Origin of the sequence: Neisseria sp. P0014.S002 (genome assembly GCF_051958295.1) — a bacterium.
In the GTDB taxonomy this organism is placed as follows: domain Bacteria; phylum Pseudomonadota; class Gammaproteobacteria; order Burkholderiales; family Neisseriaceae; genus Neisseria; species Neisseria flavescens_B.
This window is the reverse complement of record NZ_JBQCVO010000111.1, coordinates 1-241: the sequence shown is the minus strand read 5'-3', so window position 1 is coordinate 241 and position 241 is coordinate 1. Positions and strand designations below refer to the sequence as shown.

General features: G+C 52.3%; 1 rRNA gene. It reads left to right on the top strand.

From position 1 onward, the window contains the following. Nucleotides 1–241, top strand: a 16S ribosomal RNA gene (locus ACTHSX_RS10810); the annotation flags it as partial.

The following is a 241-nucleotide window of genomic DNA, read 5'->3' as shown; positions in this document are numbered from 1 at the left end:
ATCCAGCAATGCCGCGTGTGTGAAGAAGGCCTGCGGGTTGTAAAGCACTTTTGTTCGGGAAGAAATCATGCTGGTTAATACCTGGTATGGATGACGGTACCGAAAGAATAAGCACCGGCTAACTTCGTGCCAGCAGCCGCGGTAATACGAAGGGTGCAAGCGTTAATCGGAATTACTGGGCGTAAAGGGTGCGTAGGCGGCCTTTTAAGTCGGATGTGAAATCCCCGGGCTCAACCTGGGA